This window comes from Tenacibaculum adriaticum, assembly GCF_008124875.1.
Classification (GTDB): Bacteria; Bacteroidota; Bacteroidia; order Flavobacteriales; family Flavobacteriaceae; genus Polaribacter; species Polaribacter adriaticus.
Genome location: NZ_VNIA01000004.1, coordinates 176,805 through 191,675 on the forward strand (window position 1 = coordinate 176,805; position 14,871 = coordinate 191,675).

Consider the following 14,871-nt stretch of genomic DNA (forward strand, 5'->3'; position numbering starts at 1 on the left):
TTGTTCCAAAATCACCATTGTTTAAAATACTTGGTATTTGGTCTAAGGTAATTTCAGCAATTGGCCAAACACCATTATTTGAAAAGTCTGGATTAGTGAAATTATTGGTATTGTTTGTATCATTCATGAAGGTGTATAATGTTCTTCCATCGATATCAACGATATAACTTGTTTCTTCGTCACCTACGGTGTAATTACTTGTATAGTTATTGCCATCATGACCTACTAATTGTGCCTTCGCGTACATTAGTGAGTAATCTGGTTTGGCTACGTACCAAATATTATTTACATTTTCTCCGTTGGTATCACCTGCAGCGTTGTCATTATCAAAGTAGTATAACGGCCATCCTTTGTAAGTTGTTTGCAATTCACCATCTGTACGTGTAATAGTTGCAAAATCTGATTCGTTCAAGCCTGAACCTACCGTTAAGTTCTCTGAATAAAATATTGGCCAAATATCTACACACCCCCCTAAACACTCTGAAGTATCTTTAGTATCCTTTGAAAAGAAATAGAGAGTCTTACCCTCTGCGTCTGTCAAAATACTTCCTAATGTAGAATTATTTGATAACTGAACTGTTGCTCCACTTGGTTCTGGATCAACATAATTGTTATCATCATCACTACTACAACTTTGTAGTAAAACCGTTAATGCCATAAAAAAGAAGGCACCTTTTGTAATAATTTTTTTCATTTTCTTTTAATGTTAATTGTTTTAAAATTTTCAGCAAATCAAGCAATTACACAGAGTCTCTACACTATAAATCTTTATAAGAGGGAAAAATAAGAGGTTGAAAAGGAAAAAAAAGAGCTGAAAAATTATTGAAATAATAATTTTTGAGAACATTTAGTTTATTATGAATAACTAAATTTGTAGAGAAGGAATTATTACAATTTGATTTTCTAAAATGAAAAAAGACAAGCTTTATCTATTCACTTTTACATCTTTACTTTTTATTGTTTACTTAGTTGGCTATTACAGCATGAACTATCTTATAGATGTAAATACTGAGCAACTTTTAGAAATACAAATGGAATCTAGTAAAAGAGAAGCCAAAGAGTTTTCTTATATGATTTCATCTCAATTAAATAATGGTGTTCCTGAAAAAGACGTCATTAATAATATTCAAAAGAGTATAGAAAACACAGACAATGAAACTGGTTTTATTTGTATGTTTGATTGGTCAGGAAAAGAGATTTGCCACCCAAACCTTGAAAGGGTTGGAAAATATGCTACTCCAGAAGAATCATTTATTTCTACAATTAATGATGATGCAACTTCAAAAGATTTTTACTATTACCTAAAAAACAAAAAAGAAGGTGGGGGAATTAGAACTTTTAGTGAAGAAAGTAGAGAATCTGAAATTATCTATGTGTACCCGGTTAAGAATACAGATTGGATTGTAGCTGCACACGCTAACACTAAAAAAATTAAAGAACTAATTAGTGAGTTAAAAAACAAATTTATCATAGTCTACGCTATAACAGGAACCTTAATTGTTATTCTTTCATTCTTTACAGTAAGACTAATAGGAAGTAGCTATGAAAATAGATTAGAATTAAAGAATGAAGAACTATCTGATGAAGTATTAAGTCTTTCTAAATTAAATCATGATCTAGTAAACTACAAAACCAAAATTAAATCTGATGAATCTATAAATTCAACTGAAAATGAGAGTTCTGATAAGCATAGAATATTGACCTATTCTAAAAACGAATTATTACCTCTTTTAATTGAACAAATAGCATATATCTATACAGAAAACACGATTACTTATGTAGTAAGTTTAGATGGAAAAAAATCAACAAGTAATAGTAGTCTTGATGAACTGTATAATAGTTTAAATAAAACGTTATTTTTTAGAGCAAATAGACAAAATATTTTATCAATCAATGCTATTGATAAAATTATAAGATATGGAAATAGCCAGTTAAAAATAGACGTTTTACCAAAAACTGATGCTGATATTATTATTAGTAAGAATAAAGCAGCAGAGTTTAAAGCTTGGCTAAACAAATAACTTTTATAGTAACCTAAGAGTTGTTTTTTGAATGTCTATCTTAACGAACTAAAGGCTATACGATTTTTTGTTTTTTATTAATCGTTAATTTCTTTTTTAAAGCTTCCATATCATGACTAACTTTGCGCTCAATTACTCTAGCATAAATTTGAGTTGTAGCAATTTTAGAATGGCCAAGTAACTTTGATACAGTTTCAATGGGTACACCGTTACTTAATGTTATTGTGGTGGCGAATGTATGACGCGCAATATGGAAAGTAAGGTTCTTTTTGATTTTGCATAAGTCTGCTATCTCCTTTAAGTATGAGTTTAACTTCTGGTTTGAAATATTAGGAAATAAGGTTTTAGTTTTCTTGGTTTTAATATGCCCTTTATATTTCTGAATTATTTCTTCAGCAATTGGTAATAATGGGATTTTTACTTTGTTATGCGTTTTTTGTCTATTAGTGATAATCCATTTGCCACCATCGATACCAAATGTGATATTATCTTCGTTGAGGTTCATGACATCTATATATGATAAACCTGTGTAAGAACTAAAAACAAATAAATCCTTAACAAGCTCAAGTCTCTCAATTTCAAATTCTTTTTCAATAATAGTTTGCAGTTCATCTTCACTTAAAAACTCGCGCTCATTCTTAATGTACGTTGGCTTAAATTTTATAAATGGGTCTTTATCTATCCATTCCATTTTATAGGCTAATGTAACCATTTTACGAAGTCGTTGGATATGCTTCATAACCGTATTGTTTTCCATTTGCTTTTGATGGTCCTCCGGAACATAGGAACGTAAGAACTTTTCAAAGTCAACCAGAAAACGAAACGATAATTGAGATAAGTAGATATCTTGGATTTTCTTTTTGGCTAGAAAAAGCTTGATATACTTTTGAGTTGTGAAGTAATTCTTTAAAGTACCATAACTTAAAGATTCACTCATTTGGGTGTTGTGATAATCAACCAATGTAAGTAGAGAATATTCTTCGTTATCTTCTCCTAGAAACCTTGCTTTAATGGATTGGGCGCAAATAAACGCTTTTTCTTTTACAAGTTCATCGTGAGCTTCATAGATTCTATTTTTAACCTGGTCTAAATATCTGTTGAGTAGCCGCGATTCTTGTTTATTCCCTCTTGCTCTTCCTTTGTTGGAATCCCATTCAGATACAATTACTTTTCGTTGCAAACTGATATTTGCACGTTTACCGTTTACTGTTATTCGAGCATAAACAGAAACTTGGTTATTAATCTTACGTGAAGCGCTTACCCAAAATGATAAGCTAAAGGTGGTTTGTGATTGCATAGTTGTCGTCTTTTTGTTAAACATTCATCGAGACGAAAGTCAAATCAACTATTTCAATTACAGTATTTTAAGCTTCTATTCGGTTAACACTTTTTTACTTTGCTAACTGTTAACCGAATTGTTAACCGAATTAAACTATATTAATTCAATTCTTATGATAGTCTAAAAACCATAAAACCTTGTAAATCATACAGTTTACAAGGTTTTAGTTTCTATTGGTATTAATTTTAGTCGGGGTGGCAGGATTCGAACCTGCGACCTCCGCGTCCCAAACGCGGCGCGATAACCGGGCTACGCTACACCCCGAAAAAGGTTATCTAATTTTAGGATTGCAAATATATAAGTTTTTCCGTAATAAAATTATTTTTTTAAAATTATTTTTAGTTATATATTCATTACCAAAAGATATTGATAAAGTTGCTTTAAATTTTTAAAAAAAAATTACTTTTGTCAACTATAAAATAAATCCCTATGTCGAATACAACAGAAAAAATTAAATGCCTGATTATTGGATCAGGACCAGCAGGATACACTGCAGCTATTTATGCAGCAAGAGCAGATATGAAACCCGTTATGTATACAGGTATGCAAATGGGAGGTCAATTAACAACGACTACAGAAGTTGATAATTTCCCTGGATATCCTAATGGTACTGACGGTACAGCAATGATGGAAGATCTAAAAAATCAAGCAGAACGTTTCGGAACTGAAGTGCGTTTTGGTATGGTTACTAAAGTAGATTTTTCTAAAGAAATAGGAGGGATTCATAAAGTAATAGTAGATGAAACTACTGAGTTGGAAGCCGAAACTGTAATTATTTCTACAGGGGCTACCGCTAAGTATTTAGGTTTAGAAAGTGAGCAACGTTTAATTGGTGGTGGAGTTTCTGCTTGTGCTACTTGTGACGGGTTCTTCTATAAAGGACAGGATGTTGTAGTTGTTGGAGCAGGAGATACTGCCGCAGAAGAAGCTACCTATTTGGCAAATATTTGTAATAAAGTTACAATGTTAGTGCGTAAAGACCATATGCGTGCGTCTAAAGCAATGCAACATCGTGTAGATAAGACTAAAAATATTACTGTTATGTATAATACAGAAATAGATGAGGTTTTAGGAAGTAATGTTGTAGAAGGTGTAAGAGCTGTTAATAACCAAACAGGCAACAAAACAGAAATTCCTGTAACAGGTGTGTTTATTGCTATAGGACACAAACCCAATACCGAAATCTTTAAAGGTGTGTTAGATATGGATGACACCGGATATTTAATTACGAAAGGAAAATCTACCAAAACAAACTTACCAGGTGTATTTGCAGCAGGAGATGTGCAAGATAAAGAGTACAGACAGGCTGTTACTGCAGCAGGTACAGGCTGTATGGCAGCCTTGGATGCAGAACGTTATTTAGGAGCTTTAGAATAGATTTTTTAAACATAGATAAGAAAAAAAAGAGATTACAAGAACGTTAATCTCTTTTTTGTTGTGTGATTTTTAAATCATCGATTTATTGCAATACGTAGCCTTTTCAAAATCTCTAATATTAATTGAAAGAATAGGTACTTGTGGTAACAACTCATTTAATGCAGTAACTATTCTTTTTGATAACTCACTTTTTTGAGCAGTGTTTCTACCTTCCATAATATTGCCAAATACATGAATAAAATCGTTTTGAGTATTACCGATATTGTAATGTTTAAAAGGATTAATTCTTACCTTAATATCTCCTTTAGCAAAAAGGTTAGTTGCCTCTGCGGCATCATAAACTGTTTGCATAATTTCTTTAGGTTCTTTTAAATTGATTATGTTTTCTGAACAATCTAATACAAAGTGTGGCATATTTTAGTTTTCAAATGTTTAACGGTTTATGATAAGTGAAGTAGCAGATTAAGACGCACTACTTTTTCATTTTACAATTTACGTAATTAAAATAAAATAGCGATTCAGGTTAACCTCCAAACCGCTATTAATCTTAGACCTCGTTATGTGCTGTTTTTTTAATTACCAAGGAACTTTTCCCGTTTCAGGATTGGTTTCTTCACTGAAAAATTTACCTGTTGGTCCGTTTTGGTCTATTAAAGCATATTTTATAATGCGTTTACCAGCTTCTTCAACCTCACCTCCGAGATGGTTTGTGAAATCGGTTTTTGTATAGCCTGGGCAAACCGCATTTATTTTAAAAGCCGTATTACGCAATTCGTAAGCTAAATGTATTGTGTACATATTCATGGCTGCTTTCGACGAAGCATAGACTGTATATTTAGCATAGTCATAAGCTGACCAATTTGGGTCGCTTTGAAGAGAAAGAGAACCTACGCTAGTACTTACGTTTACAATTCTTGGCTCCGATGATTTTTGCAACAAATCGATGAAACTTTGTGTAGTTCTTACAACACCATATAAATTGACTTCAAATACTTCTTTGTAATTATCTATACTTGTTTCTAGTGCATTTTGCGGTACAATGCCGCTGATACCAGCATTGTTTATCAGAATATCTAAATGCCCTTGTTCTTTTTCAATAATTTTCTTTGCAGATAAAATTATTTCAGGCTTAGTAACATCTATTTCAATAACCTTTATATTTTCAAAGCCATTGTCGTTTAATTCTTTTACTATTGCTTTTCCTTTTTCTAGATCTCGACTCCCTAAGTAAATGAATAGTCCTTTTTTTGAAAGTTGTTTAGCTGTTTCTAAGCCTATGCCTTTATTAGCACCAGTAATTAATGCAGATTTTATTTTCATCATTTTTAAATTTAATAAAGCAAAATTGCAAGGTTTAAAAATGAAACTGTTTACCATTTGGTAAAAAGCGATTTAGCGAATATTTTTTCTTATTCTACTTAATGATTGTTGTGTAACACCTAAGTAAGAAGCAATGTAAGCTAATGGAACACGGTTAATAAGAGATGGGTAATTTTCCATAAATTCCAGATAACGAGTAGTGGCATCTTGTGAAATTACTGGGCCTTTTCTAGATTTTTGAAACATACATATTTGAACCATCTTGTTTTTAATATTGTCCCAACCTACAATGGTTTGAGAAAGCTCTTCCCAATTTTGTTTTGAAAACACAATAAGTTTACAGTCGGTAATGGCTTGCAGATATTCTGATGAAGCAGTATTTGACTCAAAATTAATATAATCTACCATTAAACTATTTTCACTAATAAAGCAACGTGTTATTTCTTCTCCCTTGTTGCTATAATAACAACCACGAACAACACCGTTAACAATAAAACCGACTTGTTTAGGTATTTTTCTGGCTTCAGAAAAATACGCGTCTTTCTGAAGATCTAATTCAGTTGCTTTTTTTGAAATAAAGTCTATTTGCTGTTGGTTTAAGTTGCCAAACTGCAAAATATATTCTATCAATTCTTTCATTGTCGCAAGTTAGACAAAGTAAATTTTGAGGAATTTATCATTTGGTAAAAAGTTTTGTTTCTGAGTATTCTCGTAAAAGCTACTTTCATTATTTTGAGTTTCCTACGTTAACAAAGTTAAAGCTAATAGAAAATCTATAAGTATTAATTTCTTAATAGCTTTTTTACACGATTAAAATCCCCATCATTTTTAGCAGGAGTAATTCCTAAAATATGAGCGATTAGATTGTAAACATCAATATTTTTAATAGTTCTTTGAGTATAGTTTTGTTTAAAAGCATTGCCAGAGGCTACAAAAACTGCACTCATTTCTTTATCACAATTTAAATATCCGTGAGTACCACCAAAATAACGACCATCGGCATGAGTAGCAAAAACACTATATCCTTTTTTACCTATTACAATTAAATCATTAGTTCTAGAGTTGTTTGCCAAATTATATTTTTTTGGAGCCTCCCCACGTTTGTATGTAATTAAATTTTTGACTTTTTTTAATTGCTTATAAATATTATCTATGTTATCTTTTTTTGCTCTAATAGTATAAACAGGATTATTACCATATATACCCAACATCCATGTTTTAGGAACATAATCTTCTAAAATAATTTGTTTGTCTTTTGAAATACTCCTCATTCCATGGTCTGAGACTAAAATGAAATTAATGTTTTTAGCAAAAGGTAATTCCATTAAGCGTTTATATAAATTACCAACTTGACTGTCGACATAATTAATTTGTTTAGCTACTTCATTACTATTAGGGCCATACTTATGACCAGCGCTATCAGGTTGATTATAGTACAGCATTACTAAATTGGGTCTTTTTTCTTTAGGATATTTTAACCAAGTAATAACAGAATCTATACGCTGTTCAAAAGTAACATTACTATTATATTTCTTCCAAATATCGGGTTGCATTCCATTTATTTTAGCTTCAGAGCCTACCCAAAAATATGATGCAATTTTTAGTCCAGCTTTTTTGGCAGTGTTCCAAATAGGTTCTCCACCATAGAAATCTCCGTTTTCTACACTTGTTCTATTACTTAAAGAGTATTCTTTATTAAGTTTTGGAGCATAAAAAGAGTTTCCTATTAATCCATGATTATCAGGATATAAACCAGTTGCTATTGTATAGTGGTTAGGGAATGTTTTTGTTGGATTTGAAGGAATCATTCGCTTAACTCTAACTCCTTTTTTTGCAATTCTAGCTATATTTTCTGTCTTATATTTTTCAATATAATCTGCACTAAAACCATCTAAAGAAAGTATAATAACATAATTTTCTTGTGCTACAATTATTGACGTAATGATTGTTAATAGGAAAGTAAAAAGATATTTCATTCTAAGGAAAATTTATTCAACAAAATTCTTAAAATTATAGAAGAGGGCTGTTAATTAAGTGTAAAGAAATAGGGTATTAGTACGACAAAAAAGATGTAGAGGTTGTAATGGTTTTTAACTTTTACGATTACCTATTCTTAGAAATATTGGAAAAGTTATTTGTTTTACATCCGTTTTCCACTCTTTCGCTATTTCTTTTATCAGTTCATCAACAGGGTTGTTGCCATTATTTTGTTCCATATAATTTTGAACACTAGACCAAGTATTTATATACCCTTTTAGTTGTTCAAGAGACCAAGTTACTTGAATTTGAAATTTTTCTGAGATGTTAATTTCATCAAAGTCAAATTGTATAGAATCGTAATTATTATCTATATGTCTGCGTTCTACATTCCAATATTTCCCCACTATATTCGTATAAAAGTTGTCGATTATTTCATTTATTTTAGTATTAACACGTAACAAACCGTAGCTCCAAATAGCAATAATTCCGTTCGGTTTTAATACCCTTTTGGCTTCTTTATTAAATGCAGCAAAATCAAACCAATGCATTGCTTGACCAACTGTTATTAAATCGATGCTATTACTTGGAAGTGAAGTTTTTTCTGCTCTATCTACCGAATAAAAAATGTTTTCTTTTCGGGTTGCGTTTTGTATTTGTTTTTCGCTAATATCGGTTGCATATACTTTTTTAAATGACTCTGCAAGAATACTGGCAACTTGTCCGTTTCCTGTTCCGCAATCCCAAGCAACATCTTTATTTGAACATTTAGAATATATAAAATCAAACAATTCTGCTGGATATGTAGGACGAAACTTTTTATAAATAGCAGCTTGTTTTGAAAATTTATCTAATGTATTTTTCATATGGGTTGTTATATAGTTTGTTTAATATTAATTAGAGAAATGAATTTAATAAATCTCTAACTTTTAGGGTGTCTTTAACGTAGTATTTAGCTTTGGTTTTTACAACCCCTACTTTAACAGTGTAGGCAGTATTTGGTAATTCTTCAAACATATATTCATCAGTCCAGTCATCTCCAATAGCAAAGATAAAATCATAATTATCTTGAGTTAACCATCTAGAGGTAGCTTTTCCTTTGTTTACACTACTACTTTTAATTTCTATGACTTTGTTTCCTTTTAAAACAGACAAATCGTTATTAGAGATTAAACTGGTAAGTACTGTATTTATTTCTATAGTTCTTATTTGTGCTAGTTCCGGATCAGCTTTTCTATAATGCCATGCTAAAGAGTATTTTTTCTTTTCGATAAAAGTACCAGGCGTTCTATCTACAAAGGTTTCTAAAACAGGAAGAATGTTTTCCATCCAATCGTTTTTTAAACGTTCTAACATGTTCCATTCTTTATTTTTTTGTTTTAACCATACACCGTGGTCGGTTATAAAATGATAGTTTTTATTACCATACCAAGTTTCAAAAGTTTCTCTATCTCTACCGCTAATAATAACAATATCGGTGTTTTCAATTTGGTTTAAACGATCTAAAAGATTGATTAAATGTTCATCTGGTTTTGCATCTGCAGGGTTGTTTTTAAAACCTACCAATGTACCATCATAATCTAAAAATAAAAGTCTTTTTTTTGCAGCTTTAAAGTTTGATAGCATATTATTTTCGTTCGCCTTATTCATTTCTTTGGCAACAATAAGAGAGTCTAAACTTTTGGTAGCTTTAAGAGAACCCATAAACTCATCAGCCCATTTTTCAACGCTATAACGTTCTAACCTTTTCTGAAGAAACTCCATTCTTGTTTGTTGTTCTTCCAAAGGCATTTCGATAGCATATTTTAAAGTATCTGCAATTTGCTCAAAATTATTCGGATTAATTAAAAGCGCTTCATTCATTTCTTTTGCTGCGCCTGCCATTTCACTTAAAATTAAAACACCATCTTTTTTTGTTCTGGTGGCAACATATTCTTTTGCCACTAAATTCATTCCATCTCTAACTGGAGTTATTAAGGCAATATCTGCTGAGGTGTATAAATCGATGAGGTTTTCAAAAGGAACTGACCTATAAAAATACCAAATAGGCGTCCAGCTTACGGTTGAAAACTTTCCGTTTATTCTCCCTACTAATTCGTCGGTATCACTTTTAAGTTTTTGATATTGTGGCACGTTAGAACGTGATGGAACTGCTAACATAATTAGCCTTACTTTTTCTTTAAACTGTGGATATATATTTAAAAAATGTTCAAAAGCTCTAATTCTGTTAGGAATACCTTTGGTGTAATCTAATCTGTCTATAGAAAGTATTAATTTAGTGTCTTGAGAGGTCTCAATATGATCATCTAACCTACGTTGTAATTCTGATTTTTCTTTTTCTTCTTGATTGGTATGTTCAAAAGCAGCCTTGTAAAATTTGTTGTAATCTATTCCCATAGGAAAAGAATCTACTTTAACCATTCTATCGCGATAAGCTATTTCGTTAAAATTAACTTCAAGCCTTAAGATACGTTTTATAGAGCTTAAAAAATGACGCTCATAATCGTACGTATGAAATCCTAAAAGGTCTGCACCAAGCATTCCTTTTAAGAGTTCTTCTCTCCACGGAAATGTTCTAAAAATTTCAAAAGAAGGAAAAGGAATATGTAAAAAGAAACCAATAGAAATATTAGGCTTTTTATCTCTTATTAATTGCGGAAGTAATAATAATTGGTAATCGTGTACCCAAACAGTATCACCATCATTTACATTTGCTAAAACTACATCTGCAAATTTTTGATTTACTTTTTTATAAGCTATCCATTGATCTCTTTCAAACTCGGTAAACTCCATAAAGTAATGAAATAGTGGCCAAAGGGTTTTGTTGCTAAAACCAAAATAAAAATCTTCTACATCTTTTTCGGTTAACGAAACACTAACACATTTCTCTTTAAAAATAGCTTTATCAACTTTTTTAGACAGTTCAGGATTTAGAGCTTCCTCTGTTAATCCAGACCATCCAATCCAAATACCATTACCATCAGCATGAACAGATTTCATTCCAGTAGCTAAACCACCAACACTAGGCACAATATTTAATGATTCTTCTTCTAATTTTACTTGTAATGGGAGTCGGTTGGAAACAATTATTGTTTTATTCATCTAGCGTTTTTGTTTTGTAAATTGATTTTCGTTAATTTAATAAATTTTTAAGAGTTAACCATATAAAATAGACAAGTTTGACAAAAAATTTAAATTATGGAATTATAGGAAATTGTAGAAGTGCTGCTTTAATTTCTAAAACAGGGGCTATAGATTGGTGCTGTTTACCAGAGTTTGATTCATCTTCAGTTTTTGCTAAATTATTAGACGACAAAATAGGGGGGAGCTTTAGTTTTATTACAGATGATGCTTATAATATTACACAAAAATATTTTGAAAATACCTGTATTTTGGTAACAACATTTAGTAATGGGATAGATGCTTTTGAAGTGTTAGATTTTATGCCTCGATATAAAAAAGAAGGGAATGCATATCATTCGCCTCCAGAAATAATTCGTTACATAAAATATATTTCTGGTAAACCAACTTTTAAAGTTGATTATAATCCTAAATTAAATTATGCTATAGGAGAAACAGAGCATCACGTAAAATCAGATTTCTTAGTTAGCTTAACAGATAAAGAAAAGTTTGATACGTTGTTTTTATACACCAGTTTTGATAAAAACAAAGTTGAAAAAAGTGAGGAAATACAATTAACTGAGGATGGTTATTTTTTAATAGCCTATAATGAGAAAATTTTTAAACCTACCTTAAGAAAAATATATCTTGAATTAGAAAGAACAAGAGTATATTGGTTAAACTGGATGGAAACCACACCTACTTACCAGCGTTATAATAAAGAAATAAGTAGAAGTGCAATGACTTTAAAGTTGTTGAGTTATGAGAAAACAGGAGCAGTTTTAGCAGCGGCTACAACATCATTACCTGAAACTATAGGCGAGGTAAGAAACTGGGATTATAGGTTTTGTTGGATCCGCGATGCATCTATGGTTATAAAAGTTTTATCTGAACTTGGGCATAAAAGAATGTCAAAACGATTCCTACAATTTATTGTTGATTTAATCCCCAATAAAGATGAGAAATTACAAATAATGTATGGTATAAATAAAGAGAAACTTCTTACAGAGAAAACATTAGATCATTTAAGCGGTTATAACAACTCAAAGCCTGTTCGGATTGGAAATGCAGCTTATCAACAAAGGCAAAATGATATTTATGGTATTTTAATGGATGTTATTCATCAGCAATTGGTAAATTTTAGTACTGATATTGAAAATGGAGAAGAACTTTGGACGATTACAAAAGGGATTGTTTGGGTAGTTAATAAACACTGGAAAGAGCCTGATAAAGGAATTTGGGAATTTAGAACTGAAGAGCGTCATTTTACATTTTCTAAAGTATTATGCTGGGTTGCTATAGATAAAGCTATAAAAGTAGCTGAGGTTATGGGGAAAAAAGCAAAAATGGCTAAATGGCAATTAATAGAAGCTGAAATTAGAAATGATATATATATAAATGCTTGGAATGATGAAGTACAAGCATTTACACAATCTTATGGTTCAAAAGACTTAGATGCCTCTGTTTTGTTGATGGAGCCTTATGGTTTTATAGATGCTAAAGATCCAAAATATATGAGTACAGTAAAAGGAATAGAAAGAGAACTAAGTAACGACGGTTTACTCTACAGGTATAAAAACGTTGATGATTTTGGCTTACCTTCTTCATCTTTTACCATTTGCACCTTTTGGTTTATAAATAGTTTATACAAGATAGGAGAGGAGCGAAAAGCCAAAAAGTTATTTGATCAGCTTTTAACCTACAGTAATCATTTAGGGTTGTTTAGTGAAGATATAGATTTTAAGACCAAACGCTTGTTAGGTAATTTTCCACAAGCGTATTCTCATTTAGCATTAATAGAAACAGCAATTAACTTATCTAAGGTTACTGAAGAAGAGAAGGTTAAGCATAATATGGCGGAATAAGTTGAGTGATAATAAAAATAAAAAAGATCGCTGAATTTATATCAGCGATTTTTAATTTTTTAGTTCTTCGTTATGTACCGTTTTTATTCCTCAATTTTTAATAAATGCATTAACCTATGAGCGAAAGGAGCAAAGAAAATAGCGACAGTGCTTAAAAAGATTACTCCGCTAAAAATCGCATAAATAGAAGCAAATAATTTGGCTGAATCAGTTACCATTTCATTAACGGGTCCCATTCCAGTTAATATCATTGAAGAATTATAAAAACTATCAATCCAATTTAATTTAGCAATATAGTGATATCCTAATATTCCAATACCCAATGAAAACACTAAGATAGAAATTGAGAATATAGAATATTTTATAACTCTGTGGGCAAATTCTTTAGGAGAAAGAATGTTTTTACTTTTTTTTTGAGCCATTTAAAGTGTTATTTTATGTAATACTTACACCGAATAAATATCCAACTAGTGCTGTTAATCCCATTGCAACTGTCCCCCAAAAAGTAATTCTTAAAATTGCCTTTCCAATATTTGAGCCGCCTGTTTTAGCTGCTAATACACCTAAAATTATAAGAAAGAATAGGGAAAAACCGTAAAGAAAATATTCCATGTTTTTTATAGGAAGAAATAGCGTTACTAAAAAAGGAAGTATTCCTCCAACTGTAAATGCTGCACCAGAAGCAAATGCAGCCTGTATTGGTTTTGCTTGACTTATTTCATTAATTCCTAACTCATCTCTAATGTGAGTGCCTAAAGCATCATATTCTGTTAATTCTTTAGCCACCAGTAAAGCAGTTTCTTTTTTTAATCCTCTCTTTTCGTAGATTTCAGACAAACGTTGTAACTCAAGTTCTGGAGTATCTTTTAATTCCTCTTTTTCTCTTTCTATATCTGCTTTTTCCACGTCTGTTTGAGAGCTCACCGAAACATATTCTCCAGCAGCCATCGATAATGCGCCAGCCACTAATCCTGCCAAAGTAGCTAAAACAATTGGTTCTCTAATATCACTTGCAGCAGCAACACCTATGGCAAGACTAGCAGTAGATAAAATTCCATCATTTGCTCCAAGAACAGCAGCCCTTAACCAATTGCTTCGGTGTATGTAATGATTATCTAAATAATCGTCTAATTCTTCTGATTTTTTGGTCATTATATATGGATTATATTTATTAACACTCTGTTTTTATTTCGCCTTGGCAAATGCCATTTTAACTGCAAGTCCGGTTAATATAGAAGCCATAAACCATTTTTGTATTCTTAACCAAATAGGTTTTTTTGAAAACCAATTCGCCATTTTAGCTGCTGATAAAACAATGAGTAAATTAATCGTAAAACTGATAATTACTTGCATAATTCCGAGTTGAAAACTTTGCCCTAAAATAGAACCATATTCGGGTTTAATGAATTGAGGAAAAAAAGAAAGATAAAAAACAGCCATTTTAGGATTAAGTATATTAGTTAACAAACCAATATTAAAAAGTTTTAAAGGTTTGTCTATTTTTAAATCCTGATTGGCATCAAATATTTTGTTTTTTGATGTAATTGTATTGTAAGCTAAATAGAGTAAATACCCTACACCTAAAAATTTAACCGTTACGTATGCGTAAGGAACAGCAAAGAAGATAGCAGTTAAACCGAAAGAAACCATGAGTATATGGAATAAAAACCCACAGACAACTCCAAGCAACGATATGATTCCGGCTTTTTTTCCTTGAGATAAGGATCTAGATATTAAATAAATCATATTTGGGCCAGGGGAAAGCACCATTATTAATGAAGCTAATCCAAATAATAATAAGTCGTTAATAGGTATCATGTTCTTTATGTCTTTTTAATTGTTGTATTATTTA

At 31.1% G+C, this 14,871-nt stretch carries 14 protein-coding genes and 1 tRNA gene; 3 read left to right on the top strand and 12 right to left on the bottom strand.

Going from position 1 to position 14,871, the window contains the following annotated elements; genetic code table 11:
* Positions 1–694, bottom strand: a 694-nt coding sequence (locus tag C7447_RS14860) for a COG4315 family predicted lipoprotein (RefSeq protein ID WP_170246033.1), incomplete at its 3' end; no start/stop codon positions are given.
* Positions 695–908: 214 nt separating this feature from the next.
* Between C7447_RS14860 and C7447_RS12285 the strand changes: the two genes are divergently transcribed.
* Positions 909–2,021, top strand: coding sequence for a LytTR family transcriptional regulator (locus C7447_RS12285; protein WP_148870811.1), 1,113 nt, complete (start codon positions 909–911; stop codon positions 2,019–2,021).
* Between the two features lie 55 nt (positions 2,022–2,076).
* Here the strand turns inward: C7447_RS12285 and C7447_RS12290 are convergent, their stop codons facing one another.
* Positions 2,077–3,318: a site-specific integrase gene (locus C7447_RS12290; protein ID WP_148870812.1), complete on the bottom strand. Its 1,242-nt coding sequence runs from the start codon at positions 3,316–3,318 to the stop codon at positions 2,077–2,079.
* Positions 3,319–3,549: 231 nt separating this feature from the next.
* Positions 3,550–3,624, bottom strand: a tRNA-Pro gene (locus C7447_RS12295).
* A gap of 165 nt (positions 3,625–3,789) precedes the next feature.
* Here C7447_RS12295 and trxB point away from each other — a divergent pair.
* A complete protein-coding gene (trxB, locus tag C7447_RS12300; RefSeq protein ID WP_148870813.1) occupies positions 3,790–4,737 on the top strand; it encodes a thioredoxin-disulfide reductase in 948 nt (315 codons plus the stop codon).
* Positions 4,738–4,806: 69 nt separating this feature from the next.
* Here the strand turns inward: trxB and C7447_RS12305 are convergent, their stop codons facing one another.
* The 6 genes from C7447_RS12305 to C7447_RS12330 all read right to left on the bottom strand — a co-directional run bounded on the left by C7447_RS12305 (position 4,807) and on the right by C7447_RS12330 (position 11,136).
* Positions 4,807–5,151 (bottom strand): 5-carboxymethyl-2-hydroxymuconate Delta-isomerase, encoded by a 345-nt coding sequence (locus C7447_RS12305; RefSeq protein ID WP_148870814.1) that lies wholly within the window; start codon positions 5,149–5,151, stop codon positions 4,807–4,809.
* A gap of 162 nt (positions 5,152–5,313) precedes the next feature.
* On the bottom strand, positions 5,314–6,060 hold the full coding sequence (locus C7447_RS12310) for an SDR family oxidoreductase (protein WP_317128808.1): 747 nt from the start codon (positions 6,058–6,060) through the stop codon (positions 5,314–5,316).
* A gap of 69 nt (positions 6,061–6,129) precedes the next feature.
* Positions 6,130–6,696, bottom strand: a complete 567-nt coding sequence (locus C7447_RS12315; RefSeq protein ID WP_148870815.1) for a Crp/Fnr family transcriptional regulator — start codon at positions 6,694–6,696, stop codon at positions 6,130–6,132.
* Between the two features lie 143 nt (positions 6,697–6,839).
* Complete coding sequence (locus C7447_RS12320) at positions 6,840–8,033, bottom strand: alkaline phosphatase family protein (RefSeq protein ID WP_148870816.1); 1,194 nt, start codon at positions 8,031–8,033, stop codon at positions 6,840–6,842.
* 114 nt (positions 8,034–8,147) lie between these two features.
* The gene (locus C7447_RS12325; RefSeq protein ID WP_148870817.1) at positions 8,148–8,900 is read right to left on the bottom strand and encodes a class I SAM-dependent methyltransferase; all 753 of its coding nucleotides are present in this window, start codon (positions 8,898–8,900) and stop codon (positions 8,148–8,150) included.
* Between the two features lie 31 nt (positions 8,901–8,931).
* Positions 8,932–11,136 (bottom strand): bifunctional alpha,alpha-trehalose-phosphate synthase (UDP-forming)/trehalose-phosphatase, encoded by a 2,205-nt coding sequence (locus C7447_RS12330; protein ID WP_148870818.1) that lies wholly within the window; start codon positions 11,134–11,136, stop codon positions 8,932–8,934.
* 77 nt (positions 11,137–11,213) lie between these two features.
* Between C7447_RS12330 and C7447_RS12335 the strand changes: the two genes are divergently transcribed.
* The gene (locus tag C7447_RS12335) at positions 11,214–13,019 is read left to right on the top strand and encodes a glycoside hydrolase family 15 protein (protein WP_148870819.1); all 1,806 of its coding nucleotides are present in this window, start codon (positions 11,214–11,216) and stop codon (positions 13,017–13,019) included.
* Between the two features lie 83 nt (positions 13,020–13,102).
* Here C7447_RS12335 and C7447_RS12340 read toward each other — a convergent pair whose 3' ends face one another.
* Genes C7447_RS12340 through C7447_RS12350 form a run of 3 tightly spaced genes read right to left on the bottom strand, consistent with a single transcriptional unit; the run spans position 13,103 to position 14,837 of the window.
* Complete coding sequence (locus C7447_RS12340; protein ID WP_148870820.1) at positions 13,103–13,441, bottom strand: hypothetical protein; 339 nt, start codon at positions 13,439–13,441, stop codon at positions 13,103–13,105.
* Positions 13,442–13,454: 13 nt separating this feature from the next.
* Positions 13,455–14,171 carry a VIT1/CCC1 transporter family protein gene (locus C7447_RS12345; RefSeq protein WP_148870821.1) on the bottom strand — a complete coding sequence of 239 codons (717 nt, stop codon included), beginning with the start codon at positions 14,169–14,171 and terminating at the stop codon, positions 13,455–13,457.
* 33 nt (positions 14,172–14,204) lie between these two features.
* Positions 14,205–14,837 (bottom strand): LysE family translocator, encoded by a 633-nt coding sequence (locus C7447_RS12350; RefSeq protein WP_148870822.1) that lies wholly within the window; start codon positions 14,835–14,837, stop codon positions 14,205–14,207.
* Positions 14,838–14,871 lie beyond the last annotated feature (34 nt).

Excerpts from the sequence above, each read along its gene's own strand:
- C7447_RS12315 (WP_148870815.1), bottom strand. The coding sequence starts at position 6,696 with ATGAAAGAATTGATAGAATATATTTTGCAGTTTGGCAACTTAAACCAA.
- C7447_RS12350 (WP_148870822.1), bottom strand. The coding sequence starts at position 14,837 with ATGATACCTATTAACGACTTATTATTATTTGGATTAGCTTCATTAATA.
- C7447_RS12345 (WP_148870821.1), bottom strand. The coding sequence starts at position 14,171 with ATGACCAAAAAATCAGAAGAATTAGACGATTATTTAGATAATCATTAC.
- C7447_RS12310 (WP_317128808.1), bottom strand. The coding sequence starts at position 6,060 with ATGATGAAAATAAAATCTGCATTAATTACTGGTGCTAATAAAGGCATA.
- C7447_RS12290 (WP_148870812.1), bottom strand. The coding sequence starts at position 3,318 with ATGCAATCACAAACCACCTTTAGCTTATCATTTTGGGTAAGCGCTTCA.
- C7447_RS12320 (WP_148870816.1), bottom strand. The coding sequence starts at position 8,033 with ATGAAATATCTTTTTACTTTCCTATTAACAATCATTACGTCAATAATT.
- trxB (WP_148870813.1), top strand. The coding sequence starts at position 3,790 with ATGTCGAATACAACAGAAAAAATTAAATGCCTGATTATTGGATCAGGA.
- C7447_RS12305 (WP_148870814.1), bottom strand. The coding sequence starts at position 5,151 with ATGCCACACTTTGTATTAGATTGTTCAGAAAACATAATCAATTTAAAA.
- C7447_RS12325 (WP_148870817.1), bottom strand. The coding sequence starts at position 8,900 with ATGAAAAATACATTAGATAAATTTTCAAAACAAGCTGCTATTTATAAA.
- C7447_RS12330 (WP_148870818.1), bottom strand. The coding sequence starts at position 11,136 with ATGAATAAAACAATAATTGTTTCCAACCGACTCCCATTACAAGTAAAA.
- C7447_RS12340 (WP_148870820.1), bottom strand. The coding sequence starts at position 13,441 with ATGGCTCAAAAAAAAAGTAAAAACATTCTTTCTCCTAAAGAATTTGCC.
- C7447_RS12285 (WP_148870811.1), top strand. The coding sequence starts at position 909 with ATGAAAAAAGACAAGCTTTATCTATTCACTTTTACATCTTTACTTTTT.